This is a genomic window from Streptomyces sp. NBC_00289, from assembly GCF_041435115.1.
Classification (GTDB): domain Bacteria; phylum Actinomycetota; class Actinomycetes; order Streptomycetales; family Streptomycetaceae; genus Streptomyces.
This window is the reverse complement of the sequence record NZ_CP108046.1, coordinates 5,689,461-5,710,811: the sequence shown is the minus strand read 5'-3', so window position 1 is coordinate 5,710,811 and position 21,351 is coordinate 5,689,461. Positions and strand designations below refer to the sequence as shown.

Here is a 21,351-nt window from a genome sequence, read left to right as displayed (position 1 = left end):
CCTAAGGACTCGTCCGTGGCAACCCCTTCACACCGCCGCCGTTCCCGCCCGCAGCGCCGCACGGCCTGGGTCTCCGCCCTCGCCGTGGCGGCCGTAGCGCTCGTCGTGTCGCTGGTCGTGGCCTTCCACCCCGGTGGGGAGGACAAGGCCGCACGCACCGCCGCCACGTCCGTCACCGGTGCACGGGCGAGCGAGTCGCCCACGGCGTCACCGTCGCCGTCCCCGTCGGCCTCCGCGTCCTCCGCGAAGCCGTCCTCGGCGTCGCCGAGCGCGAAGAAGAGCCGTAAGGCCTCCCCGTCGGCCGCCCGGACCACCGCCTCGGCCCGGCCGTCCGCCGAGACCGCCACCAGGACGGGGTCCGCCTCGGCACCGCTCGCGGGACGCATCCGGCCCAAGACGACCTACCAGGGCGTCGCCACCCACTACGACGCCGGGACCGGCGACGGTGCCTGCTCGTTCGGTCCGAGCGACACGATGATGGTCGCGGCGATGAACACCGCCGACTACGAGACGTCGAAGGCGTGCGGAGCGTACGTGCTGGTCCGCGCGGCGGGCGGCGCGAGCATCACCGTCCGGATCGTCAACGAGTGCCCGGCACCCTGTCGGCCCGGCCAACTGGACCTCAGCAAGCAGGCCTTCGCCAAGCTCGCCGCGCTCTCGGCCGGCCAGATCCCGGTCAGCTGGAGTCTGCTGAGCCCGGCCACGTCCGACACGGTGTCGATCCGGTACAAGACCGGCTCCAGCCGCTACTGGTGCGGCATCCAGGCCCTCGGCCACCGCAATCCGCTGGCCCGCCTGGAGGTCCGTACGGGCAGCACCTGGCGGCAACTACCCCGCACCGGCTACAACTACTTCCTCTCCGAGCAGGGCGCCGGCTGCGGCGGCGCGATCAGGATCACGGACATCTACGGAGAACAACTGACCTTCGACTCGATCGCGGTGAGCCCGAACGTCGTCCAGAAGACCGGCTCCCAGTTCGCCGCCCGCTGACCCCGCCGCATCAGGAAGGCGCCGGGCCGAGCCCGCCGTCACGGCGCCTGCGGCTCCGGGTCCGTGGCCAGTCGGCCGTGGCGGTGGGCGTCCCGGAAGGCGTCCCTGCGGTTCGCCTCCCACATCGCGCCGCGCAGGGTCCCCTCGTACCGGAAACCGCACCGCTCGGCGACCCGGCAGGACGCCTCATGGCCGATGCCGTGGCCCAACTCCAACCGGTGCAGGCCGACTTCGGTGAACGCCCAACGTGCCGCGAGCAACAGGGAGCGGGCGGCGACGTTCCGGCCACGGGCCTCCGGCAGGACCCAGTAGCCGACGACGCCGCAGCTGAAGATCCGGTCGATGGCGTTCACGGACACCTGCCCGAGAATCGTCCCGTCGCCGGCGTCCGTGACGCAGAAGGTCATCGCCCGTCCGGTCGCGACGTCCGCGGCCCTGGCGTCGAGTGACGCCCGCGCGCTCGCGGTGTCCTCGATCGTCCGCAACGGTGTGTTCCAGCGCAGGAAGTCCGGGTCGGTGTGCGCACGCAGCCACGCGGCCACGTCTGTGGCGGACTCCGGGTCCCAGGTACGCAGGGTCAGACCGTGGCCGTGGAGACTGGTGGTGAGAGGGATCGAGTGCGGCTCGCGGGTGTCGGTCATCCGGCCATTCAACACCTCGGTCCGACCCCGCGACCTTGGAGGCTGAGCGGCACCGCCGTCACGCGGACCGGAACACCGGCACGCCTTCCCGGAAGGCGACCCGCAGTTCCAGCCCCGCCCGCGGCTCCCCCGCCTCCACCAGCTCGGTGGACATCCGCGGCCCCTCCGCGAGGTCGACCACGGCGGCGACGTACGGCACGCGTTCGCCGAAGGGCGGCAGGTCGTTGCGGTGGACGACGGACCAGGTGTACAGCGTGGCCCGGCCGCTCGCCTCCTCCCAGGTCACGTCCTCACTCCAGCAGTACGGGCAGAACTCCCGGGGGTAGTGGTGCGCGCGCCCGCACGCCTCGCAGCGGCGCAGCAGCAGCCGTCCCGCGGCCGCCGCGTCCCAGTAGGTCCGCGTGAAGGCATCCGGCTCCGGCAGGTCGAACCGGGCGTCCGGCTTCGCGGGATCCGGCTTCGGGGGACCCGGCTTCGGGGGATCCGACTTCGGGGGATCCGACTTCGAGGGGTCCGACTTCGAGGGATCCGACTTCGAGGGATACGACTGCCCGGGCTTCGCGGGATCCGGGCGTGCGCCCCTCTCGGCTGGGGCCGGGCGTCGGCCCGGCCCAGGCGGGTCCGGCCGTACGCCCGGGTCCGCGCTCATCAGAACAGCCCGAGCGCGCTGTCGACCGACCACGTCTGCCAGGACATCGCGAACAGGGCGACGGCGGAGATCAGCGCCATCATCGCGTTCTGCCCCTGCTCGGCCCAGTCGTGGATCATGAGCGCGAAGTACAGCGCGTTCAGGGCCAGCCCGCCGAGCAGGGCGACCGGGGTCAGGAACCCCACGACCAGGCCGAGGCCCACCGCGAGCTCGGCGTACACCACGACGTACGCCATCGTGCGCGGCCTGGGCGCGACCACGGTCTGGAAGCCGGAGCGCACCGCGTTCCACCGGTGCTTCGCCGCCACGTCCGCCGCCCACGCGATGCCGGTGCCGCGCTCGAACCAGCCCTTCTTGTCCTTGTGGCGCCAGCTCTCCAGCCACCACAGGCCGACTCCGACGCGTAGCACGGCCAGCCACTGCGCCCCGGTGAGCCAGATCGTGTCCATGAGCCCTCCCGACACCACCGAATCTGACGGTACGTCAGTTCAGCGGATGGAGGCGGACTTCCGCAACCCCCTCGATCCATGGAGGAGGCCCCGGGGACGGCTTCCGCACCCCCGAAGTGGCCGGGAATTCCTGTGCGCCGGCCATGAAACTGTGCGTCCACAATGAATCAGACAGGATTGTTGGCAATCTTGGCGACACTTCATTACGTTCGCTTCCGCAAGGTCGAATCCAGCACCCGCCGTGGACACCAGAGGGGCACCACCGTGAAGCACCGGGCAGTGAAGCGCAGGACCGTCGTCATGGGGATCGGGGCCACCGCGGGCGTCGCGGCGGTCGGCGGCATCGCACTGAGCGCGCAGGCGGCCGGAAGCAAAAGCACCTCCAAGGCCTCCGGCGCCCTGGCCTTCGACCCCGACGGCTACACGAAGCTGACGACCACCATCACCGACGCCGCCGGCACCGAGCACGACGTGACCTACCACTTCTGGAAGGCCGTCACCTACGTCGCCAACCCGGTGGACGAGGCGTATCAGAGCCTGAACGTCAGCGTCCCCGTCGAGATCGACGGCACCGCCGTGGACGCGAGCGGCGCGCCCATCCTGTTCGCCAACGCGGTCGGCGGCTACATGCCCTCCTCCGTCGCGGACGCGACCGGCGTCGGTGGTGGCGGCATGACCGGCATACCGGGAGGCGGAGCCCCTGGCGCCTCCGCCTCCGCCGCACCCTCCGCCTCCGCCTCCGCCTCCGCCTCCAGCGGCACCGGCACCGGCACCGGTGAGGTGCAGTCCGGTGGCAACGCGATGGTGAACGGCGGCGAGATGGTCAGCCTGCCGAAGCTCGCCCTGGCGGCCGGTTACGTCGTCGTGGAGCCCGGCGCCCGCGGCCGTACCCTCAAGGACTCCGACGGCGAGTACTACGGCGTCGCCCCGGCCGCGATCGTCGACCTCAAGGCCGCCGTCCGGTACGTCCGTGCCAACAAGGGTGTCATCCCGGGCGACACCGACCGGATCGTCTCCTCCGGCGTCAGCGCGGGCGGCGCCCTGTCCTCGCTGCTCGGCGCGTCCGGCGACAGCCGGATCTACGACACGTACCTCAAGGAGCTCGGCGCGGCCGACGCCTCCGACGCGATCTTCGCCACCGGCGCCTGGTGCCCGATCACCGACCTGGAGCACGCCGACGGCGCCTACGAGTGGAACTGGGGCTCCAACGTCACCGCGAGCACCGGCAAGGTCGTCGACCAGACGGTCTCCAAGGCGCTCCAGTCGCAGTTCGCCGAGTACCAGGCCGCCCTGAAGCTGCGCGGCCTGGACGGCTTCGGGCCGCTCAACGCCCGCAACTACGACGAGTACCTGGTCAAGCAGTACCTGGAGCCCTCGGCCACCACCTATCTGGCGGCCCTGTCGGCCTCCGACCGCGCGACCTACCTCGCCGCCAACACCTTCATCACCTGGGCCGGCGGCAAGGCCACCTTCTCCTGGGCCGACTTCCTCACCCACGTCGGCGCCCGCAAGAAGACGACCCCGGCCTTCGACGCCTTCGACCTGTCCGCCGGCGAGAACAACGAGTTCGGCAAGGGCACCACCGTGTCCCGCCACTTCACGGCGTACAGCCTCAAGAGCGACACCACCGGCCTCACCGCCAGGCGCCTCGACAGCGACATCCCCGAGATGCTGCGGCTGATGAACCCGATGTACCACCTGGGCAAGGAGAACCCGGGCCGCTCCAGGCACTGGTGGATCCGCCTGGGCACCAAGGACTCCGACACCTCGCTGACGGTCTCCGCGAACATCGCGGCCGCCGCCGACAACCTCGGCGACGACGTGAACCACCTCTACTACTGGGACGAGGGGCACGGCTCCAACACCGACCCGGGCGACTTCATCAAGTGGATCGCCAAGGTGAGCGGCTACAAGGGCAAGAGGAAGTAGGCCCCTCCCGGGCCTCTCGCCGGGTCTCCCGTCGAAGCCCCCCGAGCGCGGTGGCGTCGGTTTCCCGTCATAGCTGCTGACGCCGTCCGCCCGCGACGTCCGGCCAGGGTCCACCCTGGCCGGGCGTCGTTTTCTCCTCCGTACGTCCACGACCGGGTGAGGTACGTCACCGGTCCCACCCCGGTCTCCCCCAAGCGTGATCGATCCGCAACCAGATCCCCTCTTGACCGAGACCCATCAACCACCTGCGTGATTACGCTCGCGCTCATGGCCGACTCCACAACGCCCCCTCCTGCGTCCCCGCACCACGCAGACCGCCCCGTGTACGTCATCGGCGGCGGGCCGGGCGGACTCGCCACCGCGTACGCGTTGCGCGCCCGGGGCGTACGAGCCGTCGTACTGGAGCGGTCCGACCGCGTCGGAGCGTCCTGGCGGCGCCACTACGACCGGCTGCACCTGCACACCACCCGGCGTCTGTCGGCCCTGCCCGGACTGCCGATGCCCCGCCGGTTCGGACGGTGGGCGTCCCGGGACGACGTGGTGCGGTACCTGGAGAAGTACGCCGAGGTCCACGAACTGGAAATCGTGACCGGCGTCGAGGTCTCCCGCGTCGAGCGCTCCCCCGACGGCACCGGCTGGCTGCTGCACGCGACCGGGGGCCGCGAACTGACCGGCGCCGCGGTCGTCGTCGCCACCGGCTACAACCACACCCCCCACTTCCCGGACTGGCCCGGCCGCGACACGTACACCGGCGAGCTCCTGCACGCCGGCGACTACCGCGACCCCCACCCCTACGCCGGCCGTGACGTCCTCGTCGTCGGCGTCGGCAACACCGGCGCGGAGATCGCCGTCGACCTGGTGGAGGGCGGGGCCTCCCGGGTACGGCTGTCCGTCCGCACCGTCCCGCACATCGTGCGCCGCTCGACCGCCGGCTGGGCCGCCCAGTACACGGGTGTCCTCGTACGGCGGCTGCCGGTCGGCCTCGTCGACCGGCTGGCCCGGCTGATGTGCCGGCTCGCCGTGCCCGACCTGTCCGCCCAGGGCCTGCCCCGCCCCGCCACCGGCCTCTACAGCCGGGTCAAGGAGGGGGCCATCCCGGTGCAGGACGTCGGGCTCATCGACGCCGTCCGCAAGGGCCGCGTCGAGGTCGTGGCCGCCGTGGACGCCTTCGAGGACGGCAAGGTGGTCCTCGCCGACGGCGCCCGCGTCGAACCGGACATGGTCATCGCGGCCACCGGTTACGTCCGCGCCCTGGAGGGCCTCGTCGGGCACCTCGACGTGCTGGACGAGCACGGCAGGCCGGTCGCCCACGGTGCCCGCGCCCCGAAGAACGCGCCCGGCCTGTACTTCACCGGCTTCACCACCCCCATCAGCGGCACACTCCGCGAGCTGGCGATCGACGCCGAGAGGATCGCGAAGGCGGTCACCAGGGCCGGAGTGAAGGCGGGCGCGGGGCAGCTGTCCCGTCTGCCGGGCTGAGCCGACCGGACCGGGCAGACCCGAACGGACCCGGGCTGAGCCGACCGGACCGGAGCCAAGCCGACCATACCCGGGCCGAGCCGACCGGACCGAGCGGACCGGGCGGACGCAGAAAGACCCGAACGGACGTAGAAAGCCTCAACTCCCTTCAGTATCGCTCTTGTTACTCCTGCGTCAGATGTGGCAGGAGCGTTGTACCGCGCCACCGCACGGGGCCAGAATGTGAATACTGCTCACCTTTCTAGCTCCACCCCACCTCTCGCTCTCGACGGAGGATGCACGTGGCACGCGAAAGACAGCTCTCCCCCCGCATATCCGGCCGGCCCGACGCCCTGTCCCGGCGCACCCTGCTCGGCGGCGCCGCGGCGGCCGCCGGGGCGGTCGCCCTCACCGGCGCCACCGCCACCACGGCAGCCGCGGCCACCCGCGACGCGGACGTCGTGATCGTCGGCGGTGGTCTCGCCGGACTCGTCGCGGCCCGCGACCTGGTGGCCGGCGGCAAGACCGTGGTCGTCCTGGAGGCCCGCGACCGCGTCGGCGGCCGGGTCGTGAACCTTCCGCTGGCCAACGGCGGTGTCACCGAGGGCGGCGGCGAGTTCATCGGCCCCACCCAGGACCGCATCAAGGCACTCGCCGACTCCCTGGGCGTGGCGACCTTCACGACCTACAACACCGGCAAGAACCTCCTCTACAAGGACGGCAAGAAGTCCCCCTACGCCACCGACGGACTGCTCGGCTCGGTCCCGCCGGTCGACGTGGCCGGGCTCGCCAACGCCGCCATCGTGCAGTCCTCGCTGGACGACATGGCCAAGCAGGTCCCCCTCGACGCCCCCTGGACGGCCGCCAAGGCCGCGGAGTGGGACCGGCAGACCTTCGAGTCCTGGCTGAACGCCAACGCGATCGTCCCCTCGGCCAAGTTCCTCCTCGACGTGGCCTGTACGTCGATCTTCTCCGCGCAGCCGCGTGAACTCTCCCTCCTCTACGTCCTCTTCTACATCGCCGCCGCCGGCAACGAGTCCAACCCCGGCACCCTGGAGCGGCTCACCGAGACCGCGGGCGGCGCCCAGGAGTCCCGCTTCGTCGGCGGCTCGCAGCGGGTGCCGGTCAAGCTGGCCGCCACCCTCGGCGACCGGGTGGTGCTGAACGCGCCGGTCCGCTCGATCGACAAATCCGGCAGCACGTACACCGTGACCGCCGACGGGATCACCGTGACCGCCCGCCGGGCGATCGTCGCCGTGCCGCCGCCGCTGGCCGCGCGCATCTCCTACAACCCGCTGCTGCCGGCCGCGCGCGACCAGTTGACCCAGCGGATGCCGATGGGGTCGATCGGCAAGGCCATCGCCGTCTACGACACCCCCTTCTGGCGGGCCGACGGACTCAACGGGCAGGTCGTCAGCGACACCGGCCTCGCCCGGTCCACGTTCGACAACTCGCCGCCCGACGCCTCCTACGGCGCGCTGATGGGCTTCATCGAGGCCGACGAGATGCGGGAGTACGACGCGGCGAGCACCGACGAGGTCAGGGCGGCGGTCCTGAAGGACTACGCCACGTACTTCGGCGACAAGGCCAAGTCGCCCACCTCCTTCGTGCTCCAGCGCTGGGACAACGAGGGGTTCTCCCGGGGCGGACCGGTCGCTTTCGCGCCACCCGGGGTGTTGACGGAGTACGGGGCCGCTTTGCGCAAGCCGGTCGGGGGTATCCACTGGGCCGGGACCGAGACCTCGACCTACTGGAACGGGTTCATGGACGGGGCGGTGCGCTCGGGCGAGCGGGTGGCCAAGGAGGTACTCGCGGCGCTGTGAACCGGTGCCGTGGGCCGTACGGGCCGCCCGGTCTTCAACTTTGCGTGCACAGCCGTTCCTGACGCGGCGTCAGTTCGTTAATCTGACAGAGCGTCAGTTATCGGCTGTCACACAAAAAGCGGGCGGACAGATGCTTGGATCAACCCACGGCACTCTCACCACCGACTCCCGCCGGGCCCGGGTCATCGCCTGTGGCGAGCAACCCGGGCCCGCCGTCCACGGCAGACCTGCCGACGTCGACGACCTCGACGTCAGCGGTCGGCCGCTGTACTGCGACGTCCCTGATCTGGACCGCCTCTTCCGGCCCGAATCCGTTGCCGTCGTCGGCGCCTCGGACGCCGAGGGGCGGCCCAACACCGGTGTCACCCGGCAGCTGATCGCCTGGGCCGAGCGGGTCGGAGCCCGGCTGCACCCCGTGCATCCGAGCCGCCCGTCCGTCTTCGGCATCCCCTGCCTCCCTTCCGTCGCCGACCTGCCCGAGCAGGTCGATCTCGCCGTACTGCTGGTTGCCGACCCGCTCCCGCTGATCGAGGAACTCGGCGAGGCCAAGGTGAAATTCGCGGTGGTCTTCGCCGCCGGCTTCGCCGAGACGGGCGAGGAGGGCGCGGCCGCCCAGACCCGGCTCGCCGCCGCCGTGAAACGGTCCGGGACCCGGCTGCTGGGGCCCAACACCAACCTCAACGCCTTCGAGCGGTTCCGGGACGACCTCGACGGGCCCGCGATCGCCCTGATCACCCAGTCCGGGCACCAGGGGCGGCCCGTCTTCGCCCTCCAGGAACTCGGCATCCGCCTCTCCCACTGGGCGCCCACCGGCAACGAGGCCGATCTGGAGACCGCCGACTTCATCTCCTACTTCGCCGAGCAGCCGGAGGTCGGCGCCATCGCCTGCTACGTCGAGGGACTGAAGGACGGCCGCTCCTTCCTGCTCGCCGCCGACCGCGCCGCCCGGCGCCGGGTGCCGGTCGTCGCCGTCAAGGTCGGCCGCACCGAGACCGGCGCCCGCACCGCCGCCTCACACACCGGCAAACTGACCGGCGCGGACGCGGTGGTGGACGCGGCGATGCGGCAGTACGGCGTGATCCGCGTCGACGGGCTCGACGAACTCCAGGACACCAGCGCCCTGCTGGCCCGGGCGAAGCCGCCCCGCGCCGACGGGGTCGTCGTCTATTCGATCTCGGGCGGCACGGGCGCGCACTTCGCGGACCTGGCGACCGGGGCGGGACTGAACCTGCCGGTGCTGTCGCAGGACCGGCAGGCGGCGCTGCACCAGTGGATACCCGAGTACCTGAGCGTGGCCAACCCCGTCGACAACGGCGGCCATCCGGTCGGCGACTGGCGCGGCCGGAAGATCATCGACGCCATCCTCGACGACCCCGAGGTGGGCGTGCTGATCTGCCCGATCACCGGACCCTTCCCGCCGCTGAGCGACAAGCTCGTCCAGGACCTGGTGGACGCGGCCGAGCGGACGGACAAGCTGGTCTGCGTGGTGTGGGGGTCGCCGGTCGGCACCGAGCCGGCGTACCGCGAGGTGCTGCTCGGCTCCTCGCGGGTGGCCACCTTCCGCACCGCGGCGAACTGCGTCACCGCCGTCCGCGCCTACCTCGGCCATCACCGCTTCGTGACCGGCTACCGCTCCCCCTTCGACGAGGCGGCCCGCGCCCTCTCGCCCTCCTTCCGCAAGGCGCAGGCGCTGATGCGGCCCGGGCAGCAGCTGAGCGAGCACGCGGCCAAGCAGTTGCTGCGGGCGTACGGCATACGGGTGCCGCGCGAGCAGTTGGTGACGAGCGCGGCGGCGGCCGTACGGGCGGCCGGTCTGGTGGGCTACCCCGTGGTGATGAAGGCGTCCGGCGCGCAGATCGCCCACAAGACCGAACTGGGCCTGGTGAAGATCGGGTTGACCTCGGCCAGCCAGGTCCGCGACGCCTACCGCGAGCTGACCGACATCGCGCGCTACGAGGGTGTCGCGCTGGACGGCGTCCTGGTGTGCCAGATGGTGGAGCGGGGGGTCGAGATGGTCGTCGGCGTCACCCATGACGAGCTGTTCGGGCCCACCGTGACCGTCGGCCTCGGCGGGGTGCTCGTGGAGGTGCTGCGGGACGCGGCCGTGCGGGTGCCGCCCTTCGGTGAGGAGCAGGCGCGGGACATGCTGGCCGAACTGCGCGGGCGGGCGCTCCTCGACGGGGTGCGAGGACGCCCCCCTGCGGATCTCGACGCGCTCGTCGAAGTGGTCCTGCGGGTGGAGCGGATGGCCCTTGAACTCGGCGAGGACCTCGCGGAGCTCGACATCAATCCGCTGATGGTCCTGCCCAGAGGGCAGGGAGCGGTGGCGCTGGACGCGCTGGCGGTGTGCCGACCGGGCCCCGAACAGCGCTAGTGCCCCGACAGGCAACAGTGCCAGCACAGCCGACGGCCAGGTCATGACCAGTGGCGCCAAGAAGCGGAGTACCCCCATGACTTCCTCCCCCGAAAAGTCCGTCGCGACGGAAAAATCCGTCGATTCATTGGTACAGCAGGCCACTGACAATCACGTCTCCCGTATCACTCTCAACCGGCCCGAGGCCCTCAACGCCCTCACCCCCGACCTGCGTGAACGTCTCGTCCTGCTGCTTTCGCAGGCCTCCGCCGACCCGGACGTACGGGCCGTCGTCCTCACCGGACGCGGTCGCGGCTTCTGCGCGGGCGCGGACCTGCGTGGTGCCTCCGGGGTCGGGGAAGGGGCGCCCGGTGACGTGGCCCGCACCATCCGCCTCGGCGCCCAGCGCCTGATCGCCGCCGTGCTCGACTGCGAGAAGCCGGTGGTGGCCGCCGTGAACGGCACGGCGGCGGGCCTCGGTGCCCATCTCGCGTTCGCCTGCGACCTCGTACTCGCGGCGGAGTCCGCGCGGTTCATCGAGGTGTTCGTGCGCCGTGGACTGGTCCCGGACGGCGGCGGCGCCTACCTCCTGCCCCGGCTGATCGGCCCGCGGCGGGCGAAGGAGCTGATGTTCTTCGGGGACGCGCTCACCGCCTCGGACGCCGAACGCCTCGGCCTCGTCAACCGCGTCCTCGCGGACGGGGAGCTGGACAAGACGGCACGTGCCTGGGCCGAGCGGCTGGCCGCCGGCCCGACCCGGGCCCTCGCCCTGACCAAGCAGCTCGTCAACGCCTCCCTCGACACCGACCGCACCGCCGCCTTCGCCGCCGAAGCGGCCGCGCAGGAGATCAACATGACGACGGCGGACGCGCGGGAGGGAGTGGCGAGCTTCGTGGAGCGCCGGAGCCCGGAGTACAGGGGCCGCTGACCCTTCCCATCTGACGCCCCGTCAGCTTCAATGGGGGACGTGATGGGACAAGCAGGGACAGCGGAAGCCGCCGTCCGCTACCTCAGGTCGGCCGGGGTCACACCCGCTCCGGTGGAGCCGCTGCCGCGCCCGGACCTGCGGTGCGTCCGCGCGGACGAGCGTGCGCCGCTCGCCCCGGCCGAGTTCCGACGGGTACTGGGAACCTTCGCGACCGGCGTCACCGTGGTCACGGCACCCGCCGCCGACGGCGAGGACGCCGCCGCGGGTCCCGCCGGCTTCGCCTGCCAGTCGTTCTCCTCCCTGTCCCTCGATCCGCCCCTGGTCGCCTTCATGGTCGGCCGTACGTCGGCGACCTGGCCCCGCATCGCGCGCGCGGGCGCCTTCTGCGTGAACGTCCTGGGCGCCCACCAGGGCGAGCTGTGCCGCGGTTTCGCGGTCAGCGGCACCGACAAGTTCGCCGGCGTCGCCTACGACGCGGCGCCCGTGTCGGGCTCCCCGCGCCTCTCGGGCGCGCTCGCGTGGATCGACTGCACGATCCACGCGGTGCACACGGGCGGCGACCACCTGATCGTGGTGGGACGGGTGGACGCGCTGGGCACGGGCACCGGGGACGCGAGGCCCCTGCTGTTCCACAGGGGCCGTTTCATCTGACCGGCCCGTCGACCGGCCCGTCTGCTCAGCCCGCCACCGCGAGTCGCCCCACGGGCGGGACCGTGCGCCGCCGGATCACCAGCGCCATCAGTGCCGCCGCCGCGCACAGCGCCCCGGAGGCGTACCAGATCATGTCGTACGTCCCGAAGACGTCCCGTACCACGCCGCCGAGGAAGGCCACGAGCGCGGCGCCGACCTGGTGCGAGGCGAGGACCCAGCCGAAGACGATCGCGCTGTCCTCGCCGTACTGCTCACGGCACAGCGCCACGGTCGGCGGGACGGTGGCGACCCAGTCGAGGCCGTAGAAGACGATGAAGAAGAGCATCGGCGGGCGCACGCTCGGCGCGAGCAGCATCGGCAGGAAGAGCAGGGAGATGCCGCGCAGCGCGTAGTAGACGGCGAGCAGCCGGCGCGGTTCGTAGCGGTCGGTGAACCAGCCCGAGGCCACCGTGCCGACCACGTCGAACACACCGATGACCGCGAGCAGCGAGGCCGCCGCGGTGACGGGCATCCCGTGGTCGTGGGCGGCGGGCACGAAGTGGGTCTGGACCAGGCCGTTGGTGGAGGCGCCGCAGATCGCGAAGGTGCCCGCCAGCAGCCAGAACGGGCCGGTGCGGGCGGCCTTGAACAGGACGGTGACCGCGCGGCGGGCGGCACCGGTGACCGGCTCGGGCTTGGGCACGAACTCCTCGGCACCGTACGGCGCGAGGCCCACGTCGGCCGGATGGTCGCGCAGCAGCAGCCACACGAAGGGGACGACCGCGAGGGCGGCGAGGGCCACCGTGACGGCCGCCGGGCGCCAGTCGTGCGCCTCCACCATCCAGGACAGCAGCGGCAGGAAGATCAGCTGGCCGGAGGCGGAGGCGGCGGTGAGGATGCCGGTGACCAGGCCGCGCCGCGTGGTGAACCAGCGGTTGGTGACCGTCGCGGCGAAGGCGAGCGCCATCGAGCCGGAACCGAGGCCGACCAGCAGGCCCCAGCACAGCAGCAGCTGCCAGGCCGCCGTCATCCAGACCGTCAGGCCGGAACCGATCGCGATCACGGTGAGGGCGCCGGCGACGATCCGCCGGATGCCGAAGCGGTCCATGAGCGCGGCCGCGAAGGGAGCGGTGAGTCCGTACAGCGCGAGGTTGATGGAGACCGCGGCCCCGATCGTGCCGTGCGACCAGCCGAACTCCTCGTGCAGCGGGTCGATGAGCAGCCCGGGCAGGGAACGGAAGGCGGCGGCGCCGATGATCGTCACGAAGGTGACGGCGGCGACGAACCAGGCGCGGTGGATACGACGGGATCGGGTCGGCTCGGGTGCCGTCGCGGCGGCCGCGGCGTCGGTTGTCTGGGTCACGCCATAGAGCTTCCTTTTCGGACGCCGTCCGAGCGAGTGGCCCGAAGGACAGCATTCGTTAGGATCGGGCCATGCAATCGGCATCCGAACCGGCCACCGGCTTCCGCCCGCACCGCGTCGTCGTCCTCGCCCTCGACGGACTCCTCCCCTTCGAACTGGGCATCCCGCACCGCATCTTCGGCCGTCCCAAGGACGCCCGGGGTCGGCACCTGTACGAGGTCGTCACCTGCTCGATCCGCCCGCCGGGCTCGGTCGAGACGGACGCCGACTTCGCGATCGACGTCCGGTACGGGCCGGAGGCCCTGGCCACCGCGGACACCGTCGTCGTCCCGGCCTCGTACGAACTCGGCCCGGTCTACGAGGAGGGAGTCCTCACCCCCGAACTGGCCGCCGCCCTCGCCCGGATCCGGCCCGGCACCCGGCTCACCGCCATCTGCACCGGCGGGTACGTGCTGGCCGCCGCCGGGCACCTCGACGGCCGCCCCGCGGCCACGCACTGGGCCGACGCCGACCGTTTCCAGCGGCTGTTCCCACGGATCAGGGTCGATCCGGACGTCCTGTTCATCGACGACGGCGACGTACTGACCTCGGCGGGCGTCGCGGCCGGGATCGACCTGTGTCTGCACATGGTGCGCCGCGACCACGGCACGGCCGTCGCCAACGAGGTGGCCCGCCGCACCGTCGTACCGCCGCACCGCGACGGCGGGCAGGCGCAGTACATCCACCGCCCGCTGCCCGAACCGCAACTGGCCACCACGACGACCGCCCGCGCCTGGGCGCTGGGCCGTCTGCACGAGCCGATCCAGCTGCGGGACATGGCCGAGCAGGAGGCCATGTCGGTCCGCACCTTCACCCGCCGCTTCCGCGAGGAGACCGGCGTCAGCCCCGGCCAGTGGCTCACCCAGCAGCGCGTGGAACGGGCCCGCCACCTGCTGGAATCCACCGACCTGTCGGTGGACCAGATCGCCCGCGACGCCGGCTTCGGCACGGCCCAGTCGATGCGCCAGCACCTGCAGACGGCACTCGGGGTCACCCCGACCGCCTACCGCCGCACCTTCCGGACCGGCGACAGCGGACCGGGGGTCGTCGGGACCCCACAGCGCCTCGGAGCCGCCCGGCACGGCTAGTGCCCCGGCAGGCAACGTGCGCCCCGCCGCGCAAACGTCGCCTGCCGCGGCACTAGAACGTCAGCACCCCCCGGGCCACCCGGCCCGCCTCCGCGTCCGCTGTCGCCTTCTCGAAGTCCTCCACCGGGTACGTCCTGGTGACCAGCTCGTCGAGGAGGAGGCGGCCCTGCCGGTACAGGTCTGCGTACAGGGCGATGTCGCGCTGGGGGCGGGAGGAGCCGTAGCGGCAGCCCAGGATCGACTTGTCCAGGTACATGGACGAGACGAGGAACGAGGCCTCGGCCGTCGCCGGGGGGACGCCGAGGAGGATCGCCTGGCCGTGCCGGTCAAGCAGGTCGATCGCCTGGCGGATCAGCTCGACGCGGCCGACGCACTCGAAGGCGTGATCCACGCCCGTGGGCAGGAGGTCCCGCACGCCCTCGGCGGAGGTCAGGAAGTCGGTCGCGCCGAACTGCCGGGCCGCCGCCTCCTTCGCCGGATTCGCGTCCACGGCGACGATCCGCAGCGCGCCCGCGATCCGCGCGCCCTGCAGGACGTTGAGCCCGATGCCGCCCGTGCCGATCACCAGCACGCTGTCCCCGCGGTCCACCTTCGCCCGGTTGAGCACGGCGCCCACCCCGGTCAGCACTCCGCAGCCGATGAGCGCGGCGGAGGGCATCGGGATGTCCTTCGCGATGCGCACCGCCTGGACCGCCTTGACCACCGTGCGTTCCGCGAAGGCCGAGTTGGAGGCGAACTGGTACACCGGGTGCCCGGCCCGGGTGAAGGGCTGTCCCGGCCGCCCGATCGCCCTCCGGCACATCGTGGGCCGGCCACGGTCGCACTCGGCGCAGGTGCCGCAGCTCGCGAGCGTGGACAGGGCGACGTGGTCGCCGGGTGACACATGGGTGACGCCCACACCCACTGCTTCGACGACACCCGCACCCTCATGGCCCAGCACCACGGGAACCGGGAAAGGTATGGTGCCGTCCACCACGGACAGGTCGCTGTGGCACAGTCCGGCCGCCGCGATGGCGACCTGCACCTCACCGGGTCCCGGGTCCCGCACCTCCAGATCGTCCACGACGTCGATCCGCTTCCCGTCGTACAGCACGCCTCGCATCACACGGCCCCCTCAGACCCTGGGTTCTCTCGGCAGGCCGAGCACGCGCTCGGCGATGATCGTGCGCTGGATCTGGTCCGAGCCGCCGTAGATCGTGTCGGCCCGGGAGAAGAGGAACAGGTGCTGCGACGTGTCGAGTTCGTACGGCGCCGAGGGCGTCCAGTCCACCGGCCCGACGCCCGCCGTCGCCCCCCGCACCTGCATCGCCAGTTCACCGAGCCGCTGGTGCCAGCCGGCCCACAACAGCTTGGCCACGCTGGGCGCGCCCGCGTCGCCGGAACCGCCCAGGGTGCGCAGGGAGTTCCACCGCATCGTGCGCAGTTCGGCCCACTGGCGGACGATGCGGTCCCGTACGACGGGATCGTGCACCGCGCCCGTCGCGACGGCCGTGCGCACCACCCGTCCGAGTTCCTGCGCGAAGCCGATCTGCTGGGCGAGTGTGGAGACCCCGCGTTCGAAGCCGAGCAGGCTCATCGCGACCTGCCAGCCGGCACCCTCGCCGCCCACGACATGCTCCGCGCGGGCGCCGTCGAAGAAGACCTCGTTGAAGTCGCTGGTGCCCGTCAGCTGCCGGATGGGCCGCACGTCAATGAGCCCGGGCTGGTCCATGGGGACGAGCAGGAAGCTGAGCCCGTGGTGGCGGCTCGACCCGGGTTCCGTCCTGGCGAGCACGAAGCACCAGTCCGCCTCGTGGGCGAGCGACGTCCAGATCTTCTGCCCGGTGACGCGCCAGGTCCCCTGCGGTTCGCGTACGGCGGTGGTGCGCACGCCGGCCAGGTCGGAGCCGGCGCCCGGTTCGCTGTAGCCCTGGCACCAGAGTTCCTCGCCGGCGGCGACCGGCGGCAGGAAGCGGGCCCGTTGGTCGTCCGTGCCGTGCGCGAGGAGGGTCGGGGCGAGGAGGTTCTCGCCGATGTGGCCGGAGCGTGGGGGTGCGGGCGAGCGGGCGTACTCCTCGGCCCAGGCGACCTGCTGGGTGAGGGTGGCGGTGCGGTTGCCGTAGCCGTCCCGCGGCCAGCCGAGGCCGATCCAGCCGGCCTTGCCGAGGGTGCGTTCCCAGGTGCGGCGGTCCTGGTCGGGGTCGGCGTGTGCGGCCAGCCACGTCCTCGCCTCCGCACGGAAGGTCTCGTCCTCATGAGTGAATCCGAAGTCCACGGTTGCCGCCTCACGTTGACTGAAAGGTGCCCGGGCCCCACCGCCGGGGGTCGAACCCGTCGGACGACAGGCCTAGGTGTTCGGCCGCGTCCCCTCGCGTGCCGCCCGCTCCATCGCCTCCACCCGTTCCAGCAGCGGCATCGGATCCGCGCCCACGGTCCCCGGCAGGAAGTCGGCGATCCGCTCCGGGGTCCAGGGGCCCTCCGCGTACGCGGCGCGCAGTTCCCTCGGCTGGGCCCACACCGCGAGCTTCGGACCCGCGATCGTGTACACCTGGCCGGTGATCCGCTCCTCCCGCGCCCGGTCCGACAGCAGGTAGACGACCAGCGCGGCCACGTCCTCCGGCTCCCCGATCTCGGTGAGTTCCATGGGAACGTTCGCCGACATCCGGGTCCGCGCGACCGGCGCGACCGCGTTGGCGGTGACCCCGTACTTGTGCAGGCCGAGCGCCGCACTGCGCACCAGCGAGATGATCCCGCCCTTCGCGGCGCTGTAGTTGGCCTGCGACACCGACCCCTGGTGGTTGCCGCTGGTGAAGCCGATCAACGTGCCCGCGCGCTGCGTGCGCATCACCGCCGACGCGGCCCGGAACACGGTGAACGTGCCCTTGAGGTGCGTCGCCACGACCGGGTCCCACTCCTCCTCGGCCATGTTGAACAGCATCCGCTCGCGCAGGATCCCGGCCACGCACACGACTCCGTCGAGCCGTCCGTACGACGACAGCGCCACGTCCACGACGCGCTGCCCGCCCGCCATCGTGGAGACGTCGTCGGCGACCGCGACGGCGTCCCCGCCCGCCGCCACGATCTCCTTGACGACGGCCTCGGCGACCTCGCTGGTCGGTGACGCGCCGTCCACCGCCACCCCGTAGTCGTTGACGACGACCCGCGCGCCCTCGGCCGCCGCGGCCAGCGCGACCGCGCGGCCGATGCCCCGCCCGGCGCCGGTCACGGCGACGACCCTGCCTGCCAAGAAGTTCCCCACGCCGGCCCCTTCCCGCGGTTTCTGACGGACCGTTAGATTTTATGTCCCGGCAGACGGCCGGAGACAAGCCCCGGGGAGGACAGATGTCGCCGCCAGCGCTCCATCCCGCGTTCCAGGACATCGCCAAGCGCGTCAACAACTGGGGGCGTTGGGGGGCGGACGACGAGATCGGCACCCTCAACCTGATCACCGACGAGGTCGTCCGCGAGGCCGCCGCGTGCGTCCGGACGGGCCGCCGCGTCCCCCTCGCCCTCCCGCTCCGCCAGGACGGCGTGCAGACCGGGATGATCCCGGGGCGGATCAACCCCCTGCACGCGATGGTGCAGATCAACCAGGAGATCTTCGGCCCCGGCACCGTGGCGTGCAGCGACGACGCCGTGACCATGGGACTGCAGGCCGCCACCCACTGGGACGCGCTCACCCACGTCTCGCACTCGGGCCGGCTCTACAACGGCCGCCCGGCCGACACCATCACCCCGCACGGCGGCGCCGAGTTCAGCGGCATCGACAAGGCGCGGCACATCGTCTCGCGCGGGGTGCTGCTCGACGTGGCACGCGCGCGAGGCGTGGACCGGCTCACCGGCGGCCACGCCGTCACCACGGAGGACCTGGAGGCGGCCGAGGAACTCGCCGGAACACGGGTGCGTGCCGGCGACATCGTGCTCGTACGGACCGGGCAGATCCAGGTCTACCTCGCGGGCGACAGGGACGCGTACGGCTATCCGTCACCGGGGCTGTCGATCGGCACCCCGGAGTGGTTCCACGCGCGTGACGTCGCGGCGGTCGCGAACGACACGCTCACCTTTGAGATATTTCCGCCCGAGATAGACGACTTGTGGCTGCCCGTGCACGCGCTCGACCTCGTGGAGATGGGGATGCTACAGGGCCAGAACTGGAATCTCGAAAAGTTGTCCACAGCCTGTGGACAAGAGGGCCGGTACGCGTTCCTGCTGTCGGCGATGCCCGAACCCTTCGTCGGCGCGACCGGAACCCCGGTGGCACCCGTCGCCGTTCTGTGAAGTGGCACCCGGCCCTGTCCGCGCCGGGAACCCTCCCCGCCCGCACCATGCGTCGGGCGGCGGTGCGCCACCCCCACTCCCGTCCGCGCCCGGCCGGCAAGTGCCCCCCACCCGCCCCGAGCACGGCATCGCGCACCGCCATCCGACTCCGGCGCACCCTCCCCGTCACCTCCGCCTGGCCCCGAGGGAGTCGACGCCGAATCACGACCCACGCTCGCCGAGGGTTCCCGTCACCGGAACCCTCGCCGTCCCCTCGCGGCGAATCGCTGACCACAAGCGTGATCAAACGGACAGGTCACGTCAACACCTGCTCGGAGATTTATCACTTATGCCCTATTTGCCATGGGCGCGCACAGAAGCACGTCCCGGCGCATCGCTGCTCGCCCGGCACAGGATTCTCCGGCCCACCGCATCCGTGCCCCAACCACGCCGCGCCACCGCGCACGAAGCTTGTCCGTGCCGTACCGCACGCCGTACACGCCGCACCTACCCTGCGCGGGCGACGGACCGCGGGCAACGGACGAACGGACGGCGGAGGCGGACGACGGACCGCGAGGGCAGGCAGCAGGCGGCAGCCGGCTGCGGCCCCTAGACGGCCTCGAACGCCAGCCCCTCGTACGCCGAAGCCGCCGAGGCGGTCGAAGTCGCCGAGGCCGTCGCTCCGCTTCCGTAGGCGGCGGCCGGGTCCTGCGGCCGCGTACAGCGGTCGAGTTCGCACCAGATGCGCTTGCCCGCCCCTTCGGGGCTCCAGCCCCAGCGGTCGGCGAGGCCGTCGACGAGGGCGAGGCCACGGCCGCCGGTCTCCTCGCCGTCCGCGCACCGGGGCACCGGGGCCCGGCCGCTGGTGTCGGCCACTTCGAGGCGTACGGTGGCCGGTCCCTCCGTCCCGCCGGGCAGGGACAGACGCAGTACGGCCGGACAGCCGGTGTGCACCACGGCGTTGGTGACCAGTTCGGAGACGAGCAGGATCAGGGTCTCGGCGAGTGGTTCGTCGGCCTCTATTCCGGACCCGGCGAGCCGGGAGCGGGCCCACCGCCGCGCTCGCCCCACCTCAGCGGGGTCGGGCCGGACTTCCAGCTGCACTTGGAGCACCTGCACCGCTCACACCATCCGAACCGGCGGACACATAGCCTCGCGCCTCACGAGGGCCACGATCGTAGCCATTTTTTGCATGACCAGAACAACGGCCAGAGCCAGGGTCACTGAACGTGAGTCCCTTACGAGACAGCATGGTTGACGTACAGTCACCCCAACAAGCGCTTCGGGCATATTCCAGCGCGAAGGAGTACCCGTGCGGGATACTGTGCGACGCTCGTTGCGGGGAGTCGAACAGGCGGGGGCCACAGGCCCTCCCACCGGGCGAGGAGCGGCGCGCACCGCCGGATCCGGAGGCGCCTCGGAGGCGACACCGGCATGGCTCGTGCTCGGAACCACTCGCATCCCACACAAGGTACCGGAGCACGCCGCCGACTCCAGGACGTGACGAGTCACGCCTAGGACACAACCCGATATCGACGCTCCGTCATTCCGGTACGCCACAATCCGCAACATTCGTTCCCGCCGGATCCCCGACACCGCAGACCAGGCGGGCCCCGCGCTCCTCACGCCAGCAGATCGGCCGCGAGCAGCTCTTCACTCTCCGTGACCGCACCGCAACGCCGTGCCCGGACCCAGGCCCGCTTCAGATGCAGATGCACTTCGGACTCCCAGGTGAACCCCATTCCGCCGTGCACCTGGAGGCAGTCACGGGCGCCGCGCACGGCGGCCTCGTCGGCCAGCAGCCGGGCCGCCGCGATGTCCGCCGGCTCCACGGTGACGGCTGCCGCGTAGACGGCGGCACGGGCCACCTCCGTCCGTACGAGCATCCCGGCGCACAGGTGCTTGACGGCCTGGAACGCCCCGATCGGCCGCCCGAACTGTTCCCGGGTCCGGGCGTGTTGCACCGCCAGCTCACAGGTGCGGCCGGCCGTGCCCAACTGCTCGGCGGCGGTGAGGAGCACGGCGACGGGGTCGACACCGGTCACCACGTCGACTTCGGACACCCCGCCGGCTCCGGACACCCCGCCGGCACCGGACACCCCGCCGGCACCGGTCACCGCCGCCCCGGCTCCGGACACCCCGTCGGCACCGGTCACCGCCCAGGCTCCGGACACCCCGCCGGCATCAGTCGCCGCCGCCCCGGCTCCGGACACCCCGCCGGCATCAGTCGCCGCCGCCCCGGCTCGGGACACCGCGTCCGCCCCATCGGCCACCGCGGGCGGCACCGGCACCCCCGCCGCCTCGGCAACCCTTCGCGAAAACTTGGGAACCCGAGGAACCCGATGCACCGGAGTCAGCGGATCCACCGACCGCAGTGGTACGGCTCCCTCCGCGTCCCCCTGGACGACGTCCGCCCCCGCCAGCCACTCCACCAGCCCGCCGAGGACGGCCGTCACGACCGTCTCCCCGCCGGCCGCGCCCGCCACCTTCCCCGCCGCGAGGTGTGTGGCCACCAGCGGTCCGGGCAGCAGGACCCGTCCCGCCTCCTCGAAGGCCAACACCGTCTCCGGCAGTCCGAGTCCGACCCCGCCGTCCCGCTCCGGCAGCCGCAGCGCGAAGAACCCGGCCGCGCCGAGCTCCCGCCACAGTGACCGGTCCAGGCCGGGAGCGTCGGCCGCGGTCCGCAGCGCCGCGCCGTCGAAACGGCGGGCCAGCAGTCCCCGTACGCCGTCCCGCAGTGCCCGCTGGTCGTCGGTGAGCCGGAATCTCATCCTC

Annotated in this window: 18 protein-coding genes and 1 pseudogene; 10 read left to right on the top strand and 9 right to left on the bottom strand. The window is 72.1% G+C overall.

The window, feature by feature from the left end:
* Positions 1 to 15 precede the first annotated feature (15 nt).
* Positions 16 to 990: an expansin EXLX1 family cellulose-binding protein gene (locus OG985_RS25910; RefSeq protein WP_371670727.1), complete on the top strand. Its 975-nt coding sequence runs from the start codon at positions 16 to 18 to the stop codon at positions 988 to 990.
* Positions 991 to 1,028: 38 nt separating this feature from the next.
* Here OG985_RS25910 and OG985_RS25905 read toward each other — a convergent pair whose 3' ends face one another.
* The gene (locus tag OG985_RS25905) at positions 1,029 to 1,631 is read right to left on the bottom strand and encodes a GNAT family N-acetyltransferase (protein ID WP_371670726.1); all 603 of its coding nucleotides are present in this window, start codon (positions 1,629 to 1,631) and stop codon (positions 1,029 to 1,031) included.
* A 58-nt stretch (positions 1,632 to 1,689) separates the two neighbouring features.
* Complete coding sequence (locus tag OG985_RS25900; RefSeq protein WP_371674496.1) at positions 1,690 to 2,055, bottom strand: Zn-ribbon domain-containing OB-fold protein; 366 nt, start codon at positions 2,053 to 2,055, stop codon at positions 1,690 to 1,692.
* Between OG985_RS25900 and OG985_RS25895 the strand changes: the two are divergent.
* Positions 2,041 to 2,130 (top strand): annotated as a pseudogene (locus tag OG985_RS25895) (hypothetical protein); the annotation flags it as partial. The gene OG985_RS25900 and the pseudogene OG985_RS25895 overlap by 15 nt on opposite strands.
* Positions 2,131 to 2,279: 149 nt before the next feature.
* On the opposite strand, the gene OG985_RS25890 reads toward OG985_RS25895, so the two are convergent.
* On the bottom strand, positions 2,280 to 2,729 hold the full coding sequence (locus tag OG985_RS25890) for a DoxX family protein (protein WP_371670725.1): 450 nt from the start codon (positions 2,727 to 2,729) through the stop codon (positions 2,280 to 2,282).
* Between the two features lie 300 nt (positions 2,730 to 3,029).
* Here OG985_RS25890 and OG985_RS25885 point away from each other — a divergent pair, with 300 nt between their 5' ends.
* The 6 genes from OG985_RS25885 (at position 3,030) to OG985_RS25860 (ending at position 11,871) form a co-directional block, all read left to right on the top strand.
* Entirely contained in the window at positions 3,030 to 4,658 is a 1,629-nt protein-coding gene (locus tag OG985_RS25885; protein WP_371674495.1) for a subtype B tannase, read from the top strand.
* A 267-nt stretch (positions 4,659 to 4,925) separates the two neighbouring features.
* Positions 4,926 to 6,137 carry a flavin-containing monooxygenase gene (locus tag OG985_RS25880; protein ID WP_371670724.1) on the top strand — a complete coding sequence of 404 codons (1,212 nt, stop codon included), beginning with the start codon at positions 4,926 to 4,928 and terminating at the stop codon, positions 6,135 to 6,137.
* A 281-nt stretch (positions 6,138 to 6,418) separates the two neighbouring features.
* Positions 6,419 to 7,939 carry a flavin monoamine oxidase family protein gene (locus OG985_RS25875; RefSeq protein ID WP_371670723.1) on the top strand — a complete coding sequence of 507 codons (1,521 nt, stop codon included), beginning with the start codon at positions 6,419 to 6,421 and terminating at the stop codon, positions 7,937 to 7,939.
* A gap of 130 nt (positions 7,940 to 8,069) precedes the next feature.
* Positions 8,070 to 10,313, top strand: a complete 2,244-nt coding sequence (locus tag OG985_RS25870; RefSeq protein ID WP_371670722.1) for an acetate--CoA ligase family protein — start codon at positions 8,070 to 8,072, stop codon at positions 10,311 to 10,313.
* A 76-nt stretch (positions 10,314 to 10,389) separates the two neighbouring features.
* Positions 10,390 to 11,220: an enoyl-CoA hydratase/isomerase family protein gene (locus OG985_RS25865; RefSeq protein ID WP_371670721.1), complete on the top strand. Its 831-nt coding sequence runs from the start codon at positions 10,390 to 10,392 to the stop codon at positions 11,218 to 11,220.
* 42 nt (positions 11,221 to 11,262) lie between these two features.
* Positions 11,263 to 11,871, top strand: coding sequence for a flavin reductase family protein (locus tag OG985_RS25860; protein WP_371674494.1), 609 nt, complete (start codon positions 11,263 to 11,265; stop codon positions 11,869 to 11,871).
* A gap of 25 nt (positions 11,872 to 11,896) precedes the next feature.
* Here the strand turns inward: OG985_RS25860 and OG985_RS25855 are convergent, their stop codons facing one another.
* Positions 11,897 to 13,213: an MFS transporter gene (locus OG985_RS25855; protein ID WP_371670720.1), complete on the bottom strand. Its 1,317-nt coding sequence runs from the start codon at positions 13,211 to 13,213 to the stop codon at positions 11,897 to 11,899.
* A 71-nt stretch (positions 13,214 to 13,284) separates the two neighbouring features.
* On the opposite strand from OG985_RS25855, the gene OG985_RS25850 reads away from it, so the two are divergent.
* On the top strand, positions 13,285 to 14,340 hold the full coding sequence (locus OG985_RS25850) for a GlxA family transcriptional regulator (RefSeq protein WP_371670719.1): 1,056 nt from the start codon (positions 13,285 to 13,287) through the stop codon (positions 14,338 to 14,340).
* A 52-nt stretch (positions 14,341 to 14,392) separates the two neighbouring features.
* Here the strand turns inward: OG985_RS25850 and OG985_RS25845 are convergent, their stop codons facing one another.
* The 3 genes from OG985_RS25845 to OG985_RS25835 form a co-directional block, all read right to left on the bottom strand.
* Positions 14,393 to 15,442, bottom strand: a complete 1,050-nt coding sequence (locus tag OG985_RS25845) for a Zn-dependent alcohol dehydrogenase (protein WP_371670718.1) — start codon at positions 15,440 to 15,442, stop codon at positions 14,393 to 14,395.
* Positions 15,443 to 15,454: 12 nt separating this feature from the next.
* Positions 15,455 to 16,594, bottom strand: a complete 1,140-nt coding sequence (locus OG985_RS25840) for an acyl-CoA dehydrogenase family protein (protein WP_371670717.1) — start codon at positions 16,592 to 16,594, stop codon at positions 15,455 to 15,457.
* Between the two features lie 72 nt (positions 16,595 to 16,666).
* A complete protein-coding gene (locus tag OG985_RS25835) occupies positions 16,667 to 17,578 on the bottom strand; it encodes an SDR family oxidoreductase (RefSeq protein WP_371670716.1) in 912 nt (303 codons plus the stop codon).
* Between the two features lie 83 nt (positions 17,579 to 17,661).
* Between OG985_RS25835 and OG985_RS25830 the strand changes: the two genes are divergently transcribed.
* A complete protein-coding gene (locus tag OG985_RS25830) occupies positions 17,662 to 18,597 on the top strand; it encodes a cyclase family protein (RefSeq protein ID WP_371670715.1) in 936 nt (311 codons plus the stop codon).
* A gap of 588 nt (positions 18,598 to 19,185) precedes the next feature.
* On the opposite strand, the gene OG985_RS25825 is transcribed toward OG985_RS25830, so the two are convergent.
* Both OG985_RS25825 and OG985_RS25820 read right to left on the bottom strand, forming a co-directional pair.
* The gene (locus tag OG985_RS25825) at positions 19,186 to 19,680 is read right to left on the bottom strand and encodes an ATP-binding protein (RefSeq protein ID WP_371674493.1); all 495 of its coding nucleotides are present in this window, start codon (positions 19,678 to 19,680) and stop codon (positions 19,186 to 19,188) included.
* Between the two features lie 518 nt (positions 19,681 to 20,198).
* Complete coding sequence (locus OG985_RS25820; protein WP_371670714.1) at positions 20,199 to 21,347, bottom strand: acyl-CoA dehydrogenase family protein; 1,149 nt, start codon at positions 21,345 to 21,347, stop codon at positions 20,199 to 20,201.
* Positions 21,348 to 21,351 lie beyond the last annotated feature (4 nt).